This is a genomic window from Diaphorobacter ruginosibacter, from assembly GCF_040396215.1.
Lineage (GTDB): Bacteria > Pseudomonadota > Gammaproteobacteria > Burkholderiales > Burkholderiaceae_C > Diaphorobacter_A > Diaphorobacter_A ruginosibacter_A.
In genome coordinates this window covers 1-7395 of record NZ_JBEBOW010000157.1, presented here as the reverse complement: position 1 = coordinate 7395, position 7395 = coordinate 1, and the positions used below count along the sequence as shown (strand labels likewise).

Here is a 7395-nt window from a genome sequence, read left to right as displayed (position 1 = left end):
GCCGCAGCGTCGGCCCCCGCGGCCGCGCCTGCCGCCGCTGCCGCAAGCAACAACAGCAAGGCTGGCGTCGCCATGCCTGCTGCCGCCAAGATCCTGGCCGACAATAACCTGTCCGCCGCCAACGTGGCGGGCACGGGCAAGGACGGCCGCGTGACCAAGGGCGACGCGCTGGCGGCCATCAAGGGCGGCACGGCGATCCCGACCGGCGTGCCCACGCAGGCCCTGCCGCAGGTGGCCGCGCCCGCGGCCAGGCAGGACCTGGGCGAGCGCCCGGAACAGCGCGTGCCGATGACCCGCCTGCGCGCCCGCATCGCCGAGCGCCTGCTGCAGTCGCAAGCCACCAACGCCATCCTCACCACGTTCAATGAAGTGAACATGGCTCCGGTGATGGACATGCGCAAGAAGTTCCAGGACTCCTTCGTCAAGGAACACGGCGTCAAGCTGGGCTTCATGTCCTTCTTCGTGAAGGCCGCGGTGCATGCGCTCAAGAAGTTCCCCGCCGTCAATGCGTCGATCGACGGCAACGACATCGTCTATCACGGCTACTTCGACATCGGTATCGCCGTGAGCTCGCCGCGCGGCCTGGTGGTGCCGATCCTGCGCAACGCCGACCAGATGAGCTTTGCCGACATCGAGAAGAAGATCGCCGAATTCGGCCAGAAGGCCAAGGACGGCAAGCTGGGCATCGAAGAGCTGACCGGCGGCACGTTCTCCATCTCCAACGGCGGCACCTTCGGCTCGATGATGTCCACCCCCATCATCAACCCGCCGCAGTCCGCGATCCTTGGCGTGCACGCCACCAAGGACCGCGCCGTGGTCGAGAACGGCCAGATCGTGATTCGTCCGATGAACTATCTGGCCATGTCCTACGACCACCGCATCATCGACGGCCGCGAAGCCGTGCTGAGCCTGGTGGCGATGAAGGACGCGCTGGAAGACCCATCGCGCCTGCTGTTCGATCTGTGATCATGGACAGCCTTTCGCGGCGCCGCATGCCGTCCCCGCTGTCCCGCCTTGCGCTGCAAGGTGGAACGGGGAACGCGGCTGGCGCCGCGAAGCGCCCCAGCGCGGCTGCTGTCCGCCCCGCGCTCGAAATCAACACACAGCGCAAACCCACCCTTGGCATCGTCTGACGGTGGGTTTTTTCCAGCAATTGACAAGTAGAGATTCAAATCATGAGCAAGCAATTTGACGTCGTCGTCATCGGCGCGGGCCCCGGCGGCTACATCGCCGCAATTCGCGCCGCACAACTGGGCTTCAACGTCGCCTGTATCGACGAATGGAAGAACGCACAGGGCGGAGCCGCCCCGGGCGGCACCTGCACCAACGTGGGCTGCATTCCCTCGAAGGCGCTGCTGCAGTCGTCCGAGCACTATGAACATGCCAGGCTGCACTTCGCGGACCACGGCATCTCGACCGGCAAGGTCGAGATGGATGCGGCCAAGATGATCGCGCGCAAGCAAGGCATCGTGAAGCAGAACAACGACGGCATCCTGTACCTGTTCAAGAAGAACAAGGTCACGTTCTTCCACGGTCGCGGTTCGTTCGTGAAGGCGGTGGACGGCGGCTACGAGATCAAGGTCGCCGGCAAGGAAGAAGAGACCATCACCGGCAAGCAGATCGTCGTCGCCACGGGTTCCAATCCGCGCGCGCTGCCGGGCGTGCCGTTCGACGAGGAGTTGATCCTCTCCAACGATGGCGCGCTGGCCCTGGAGAAGACACCCAAGAAGCTGGGTCTCATCGGCTCCGGCGTGATCGGCCTCGAAATGGGCTCCGTGTGGCGCCGCCTGGGCGCCGAGGTCACCGTGCTGGAAGGCATGGACAAGTTCCTGCCGGCGGTGGATGAGCAGATCGCCAAGGAGGCCAAGAAGGCTTTCGACAAGCAGGGCCTGAAGATCGAGCTGGGCGTGAAGGTCGGCGAGGTCAAGACCGGCAAGAAGGGCGTGACGATCGCCTACACCAATGCCAAGGGCGAAGCCAGCGAGCTGGAAGTGGACAAGCTCATCGTCTCGATCGGCCGCACCGCCAACACCATCGGCCTGAACCCCGAGGCCGTGGGCCTGGCGCTCGACGAGCGCGGCCAGATCGTGGTCGATGCCGAATGCAGGACCAACCTGCCCGGCGTGTGGGCCGTGGGCGACGTGGTGCGTGGCCCGATGCTCGCGCACAAGGCCGAGGAAGAGGCAGTGGCCGTGGCCGAGCGCATCGCCGGCCAGCATGGCCATGTGAATTTCGACACCATTCCTTTCGTGATCTACACCAGCCCCGAAGTGGCCTGGGTGGGCCGCAACGAGCAGCAGCTCAAGGAGCAGGGCGTGAAGTACAAGACCGGCTCGTTCCCGTTCCTGGCGAATGGCCGCGCGCGCGCGCTGGGCGATACGACCGGCATGGTCAAGTTCATCGCGGACGCCGAGACCGACGAAATCCTCGGCGTGCACATGGTGGGCCCGATGGTCTCCGAGCTGATCTCCGAAGCCGTGGTGGCCATGGAGTTCAAGGCTTCGAGCGAGGATATCGCCCGCATCTGCCACGCTCACCCATCGCTGTCCGAGTCCACCAAGGAAGCGGCGCTGGCCGTGGACAAGCGCACGCTGAACTTCTGATTCCATTGCTGAATCGGTTTTGAAGCCATAGAGCTGCCATCCGCCTGCCGTGCAGGCGGTGGCGGCTTTTGTATTTGAATTGACGGAGATACCACGGTGAACGTGAAAGAGGCTTATCAGGCGGAACTGGCTGCCAAGGGTTTCAAGAGCGATCCGGCGCAGTTGCGGGCGGTGGATGCGCTCCAGCGCTGCGCGGACGACTGGGCGGCATACAAGTCCAAGCGCTCGAACTCCTTCAAGAAGCTGATCAACCATCCTGATCTGCCCAAGGGCGTGTACATGTACGGCGGGGTGGGGCGCGGCAAGAGCTTTCTGATGGACTGCTTCTTCAACGCGGTGCCCATCAAGCGCAAGACGCGCCTGCATTTTCACGAGTTCATGCGCGAGGTTCACCGTGAATTGCACCTGATGCAAGGCACCCAGAATCCGCTGGACGTGCTGGGCGCGAAGATCGCCAGGAAGTACAAGCTGATCTGCTTCGATGAGTTCCACGTGGCCGACATCACCGACGCGATGATTCTCTATCGCCTGCTCGAGTCGCTCTTCAAGAACGGCGTGGGCTTCGTGACCACATCCAACTTCGAGCCCGACGGGCTCTATCCCGGCGGCCTGCACCGCGACCGCATCCTGCCCGCGATCGCGCTGCTCAAGGAGAACATGGACGTGGTCAACGTGGACAACGGCACCGACTATCGCCGCCGCACGCTGGAGAATGCCAAGCTCTATCACACCCCCCTCGGACCCGAGGCGGAGGCGGCGATGGAGGACACATTCAACCGCCTGGCGGAAGTGAAGGACGAAGATCCGATCCTGCATATCGAGGCGCGCGAGATCCGCTCCAGGCGTCGCGCCGGCGGCGTCGTCTGGTTCGACTTCAACGAGTTGTGCGGCGGCCCGCGTTCGCAGAACGACTATCTGGAAATCGCCACGCAGTTCCACACCGTGCTGCTGTCCAACGTGAAGTACATGCCGGTGAGCATGGCCTCGCCCGCGCGCCGTTTCACCTGGCTGGTGGACGTGCTGTACGACCGCCATGTCAAGCTGATCATTTCGGCGGAGACCGCGCCCGAGGAACTCTATACTGAGGGGCCCTTGGCGCACGAATTCCCGCGCACCGTGTCCCGCCTCAATGAAATGCAGTCCAAGGAATACCTGGCGCTGGATCGCCGCACGGTTGATACACACTTGACTTGATATGACCAACTGCCCGAGCCGCCCGTACTGGATCGCAAAACTTCCGGCATTGCTGCTGGCCTGCAGCGCCGGGTGGGCGCTGGCGGCCGGGCCAGCCGCGCAGCCGGGGGAGGATGAGCAGGCACGGCAGGTCCAGGCCGAGCGCGATGCCGAGCGCTCCCGCATTCAGGCGCAGCGCAAGGAGATCAGCGAGCGCCTCAAGCGGGAAGAGGCCGCCTGCTACAAGAAATTCGTGGTTGATTCGTGCTTGCGCGACGCGCGTTACCTGGCGCGCCAGCAGGACAACGAACTTCGCAATCAGGAGCTCAAGCTCAACGAGGCCGAGCGCCATGAAAAGGCGGCGGATCGACGCGCATTCATCGAGCAGAACGAGCAGCACCAGCAGGAAAAGATCGAGGCTGGCGAGGACAAGGCGGATGCCATGGATCCGGCCGCCCGGGCGCAGTCCAGGGAGCAGGAGCAGTCCCGGCGCCTGACCGAGGCGCAGCAGCGCGCCGCCGGGCAGCAATCGAAAGAGGCGGCGCACGCAAGGGACGAGGCGAAGCGGCAGGCGCAGGAGCCATCCCGCGTGGAGCGTGCGCGCATGCGCTACGAGGCCAAGCAGCGCAAGGCCGAGGAGCGCCGCATCCGGCACGAAAAGGATCTGGCGGATGCCGCCAGGTCGGGCAAGAAACCCGCCGCTTCGCTGCCCGAGCCTTCCAACTGATGCACCCGCGCCTGACGGGTTCGGCGTGATGGGATCGCGCGCTCGCTATCTCCATGACCGCGCATCAGGAATCCCGAAAATGCGCCGGCGTGTCCCGGCCACAATGGAACTGCGCGCCGGATACCGGCGCGGACCGTGTATCCCGATGACCGTTTCCCATGCTTGATCTCCCACTTGGTTTTCTTCACCGTCCAGCCAGCGCAAATCCTGATGAAGCATGGTTGCTGGCTCTCATGCACGGGGTTGGCAGCAACGAACAGGATTTGTTCGGGCTGGCTGCCTACATTCCAGCCCGCTTCCATGTGCTGAGCCTGCGCGCTCCCTACCGCATGGGCCCCAATGCGAATGCATGGTTTGATTTCTCCGTGAATGCCGACGGCTCGCGCACCATCAATGCCGCGCAGGAAGCGGCAAGCCGCGCATTGCTGCTGCAGACGCTGGAGTCCGCCGCGCGGCAGCTCGGCGTTCCCGCATCCCGCGTGATCGTGGGCGGCTTCAGCCAGGGAGGCATCATGTCCCTGTCGGTGCTGCTCACACGCCCCGATCTCGTGGCGGGCGCGATGGCATTGCACAGCAGGATGCTGCCCGAGATCGTGCCGCAGCGTGCCGCGCAGGCCGCGTTCAAGGGCAGGCAATTGTGGGTGAGTCAGGGCCTGCTGGACAATGTGATCCCCATCGCGAATGGCGAGTTCATTCGCTCTCAGGTGAAGGAATTGCCGCTGCATCTCACTTATCGGGAATTCGCCAGCGCCCATGAGATCCGCCCCGATGAGCTGCAGGCCCTGGTGGAGTGGCTGGAACAACTGAACCCTGTGTCCGCGTGAACCTGTCCCGGCCCGGGCGTTTTCAATGCGGCCTGCTAGGGACCCTCTGGACACATCAGATCGACGCGTGCTCGCGCGCACTCGGTGAGGTGCTCCACGAACAGGCGCACGGCCTCGGAGTTGTTGTCGGCATTCCAGACGACGCCCACCGGGCCGAAGCGGATCTGCACATCGAGCGGAAGAATCTTCATGTTGCCCAGCGATGCCTGGTAGCGCGCCATGGCTTCGGAGCAGACGCCGACGTAGTTGCCCGTATGCACCAGCGCCTGCAGTGTGGTGATGGCGGCGGTCTCCACCTTGGGCACGAGCCAGGGGAAGCCGTTGTCCAGCAATACAGCGTCCAGTTGCATGCGTGACAGCGTGTCCTTGGGCGGCATGATCCAGTTCTCGGCCTGCAGATCAGCAAGATGTACCACCGCTTCCTGGCTGTGCCAGAAGCGGCTGCCTTTGCCGACGACAAGGCAGATGTTGTCCTCGAACAGTTCGCGGTGCTCCAGCCGGTCGCGGTAGGCGCGTGCGTCCAGGGAGCCGACGACCACGTCCAGCTCCTTGTTCGCCAACCCTTCGAGCAGGTCGGTGAACGGGCTCTCGGACATATAGACCGAAATGTGCGGATGGCGCATCTGGAACACCGACAGCGCGCGCGGCACGACGTGCGCCACGCCGGCCCAGACGCTGCCGATTTGAAGCCGCGCGGCAAGGCCCTGCGCGACCGCGCCGAGTTCCTTGTGCGTGCGCGAGATGTCGCCCAGCACGCCGATGGCAAGCCGCTTGACGAGCACGCCCGCGGGCGTGAGCTGTATGCGCCGCCCGCGCGTGATGAGCGGCATGCCCACCAGTTCCTCCAGGTCTGCCAGCCAGTGTGACATGGCCGACTGCGTCATGTGCATGCGCGCGGCGGCCTCGGTGAGTGTTCCTGCCTCGTCGAGCACGAGGAAGGATTCGAGGTGCCGGATCTTGAGCCGCCTGGCCCAGGCCATCTGGTCTGTTTTAATCATGAGTAAATACTAATACATGTATTCCATCAATTCACTGGCGTAACGGTGCCGTGGTACGAATAATCGGCCATTGACTGGTGATGATGAGTGGCAACTAAATGGCAATCGGCTACCGGGAATGCTCCGCGCGACACGATCGGCAGGCCACGCGCCCATTTGGGGGCCGCGCGGATATTCCCGGGATGCACAGACTGGATCGAAAGTATGAAGAAATATTCCTGGATCTCGAAACTCGCGGCGTCCGCGTTGACGCTTGGCGCCCTGGCGCAGGCCCCGTCCTTCGCGCAGGATGCCGGTTATCCGAGCCGCCCGATCCGGTTGATCGTCTCGCAGCAGGCGGGCGGCAGCTCGGACACCATCGCGCGCCTGTGGGCCGAACATGCGGGCAAGGCGATCAACGGCAGCATCGTGGTCGAGAACAAGCCCGGCGCGGGTGGCATCATCGCGGCGCAGCAGGCATTGAGCCAGCCGGCGGATGGCTACACGCTGATGTTTGGCGGCGTCTCGCAGATGGTGCTCAACAAGTTCACCTACAAGCCGCTGCCCTACGACCCGGAGAAGGACTTCACCGGCGTCGGCATGCTGACCACCGTGCCGTTCGTGCTGGTGGCCAATCCCGAAACAGGCTTCAAGTCGCTGGATGACCTGGTCAAGTACGCCAAGGCGCATCCCGATAAGCTGAACTTCGCCTCGGCGGGCCTGGGGAACTCCACGCAACTGGCAGTCGAGCTGCTGCAAAAGAAGCTGGGCATCTCGATGGTGCATGTGCCCTTCAAGGGCGAGCCCGACGGCGTGATGGCGACCATCGGCGGGCAGACGCAGGTGATGGCCCCGGTGGTCGGCACGGCGCTTGCGCACATCAAGTCAGGCAAGGTCGTGCCGCTGGTGGTCCTGGCGCCCAAGCGCCTGGCGGAACTGCCCGACGTGCCGGTGGCCAGCGAGTTCGGCGTGAAGGATTTCGACTACATGGGCTGGAGCGGCATCGTCGCCAAGGCGGGCACTCCGCCGGCCATCATCAACAAGCTGAACGAGGCGACCAAGGCGTTCCACAACAGCCCCGAGGTGCAGGA

At 64.1% G+C, this 7395-nt stretch carries 7 protein-coding genes; 6 read left to right on the top strand and 1 reads right to left on the bottom strand.

Annotated elements, in window-relative coordinates:
• The 5 genes from odhB to ABWP92_RS15415 form a co-directional block, all read left to right on the top strand.
• Nucleotides 1-966: 2-oxoglutarate dehydrogenase complex dihydrolipoyllysine-residue succinyltransferase (gene odhB, locus ABWP92_RS15435; RefSeq protein ID WP_353236286.1), on the top strand; the 966-nt coding region annotated here is incomplete at its 5' end.
• 209 nt (nucleotides 967-1175) lie between these two features.
• Complete coding sequence (lpdA, locus tag ABWP92_RS15430; protein ID WP_353236285.1) at nucleotides 1176-2603, top strand: dihydrolipoyl dehydrogenase; 1428 nt, start codon at nucleotides 1176-1178, stop codon at nucleotides 2601-2603.
• A gap of 96 nt (nucleotides 2604-2699) precedes the next feature.
• Nucleotides 2700-3797: a cell division protein ZapE gene (zapE, locus tag ABWP92_RS15425; protein ID WP_353236284.1), complete on the top strand. Its 1098-nt coding sequence runs from the start codon at nucleotides 2700-2702 to the stop codon at nucleotides 3795-3797.
• A gap of 1 nt (nucleotide 3798) precedes the next feature.
• Nucleotides 3799-4503: a hypothetical protein gene (locus tag ABWP92_RS15420; protein ID WP_353236283.1), complete on the top strand. Its 705-nt coding sequence runs from the start codon at nucleotides 3799-3801 to the stop codon at nucleotides 4501-4503.
• Between the two features lie 158 nt (nucleotides 4504-4661).
• The gene (locus ABWP92_RS15415; RefSeq protein WP_353236282.1) at nucleotides 4662-5327 is read left to right on the top strand and encodes an alpha/beta hydrolase; all 666 of its coding nucleotides are present in this window, start codon (nucleotides 4662-4664) and stop codon (nucleotides 5325-5327) included.
• 35 nt (nucleotides 5328-5362) lie between these two features.
• On the opposite strand, the gene ABWP92_RS15410 is transcribed toward ABWP92_RS15415, so the two are convergent.
• Nucleotides 5363-6325: a LysR family transcriptional regulator gene (locus ABWP92_RS15410; protein WP_353236281.1), complete on the bottom strand. Its 963-nt coding sequence runs from the start codon at nucleotides 6323-6325 to the stop codon at nucleotides 5363-5365.
• A gap of 204 nt (nucleotides 6326-6529) precedes the next feature.
• On the opposite strand from ABWP92_RS15410, the gene ABWP92_RS15405 reads away from it, so the two are divergent.
• Nucleotides 6530-7395 (top strand): Bug family tripartite tricarboxylate transporter substrate binding protein (locus tag ABWP92_RS15405; protein WP_353236280.1); only part of this gene is annotated, 866 nt, incomplete at its 3' end.

Bases quoted from the DNA above. Each gene is read 5' to 3' on its own strand.
- ABWP92_RS15415 (WP_353236282.1), top strand. From the start codon at position 4,662: ATGCTTGATCTCCCACTTGGTTTTCTTCACCGTCCAGCCAGCGCAAAT.
- ABWP92_RS15420 (WP_353236283.1), top strand. From the start codon at position 3,799: ATGACCAACTGCCCGAGCCGCCCGTACTGGATCGCAAAACTTCCGGCA.
- lpdA (WP_353236285.1), top strand. From the start codon at position 1,176: ATGAGCAAGCAATTTGACGTCGTCGTCATCGGCGCGGGCCCCGGCGGC.
- ABWP92_RS15410 (WP_353236281.1), bottom strand. From the start codon at position 6,325: ATGATTAAAACAGACCAGATGGCCTGGGCCAGGCGGCTCAAGATCCGG.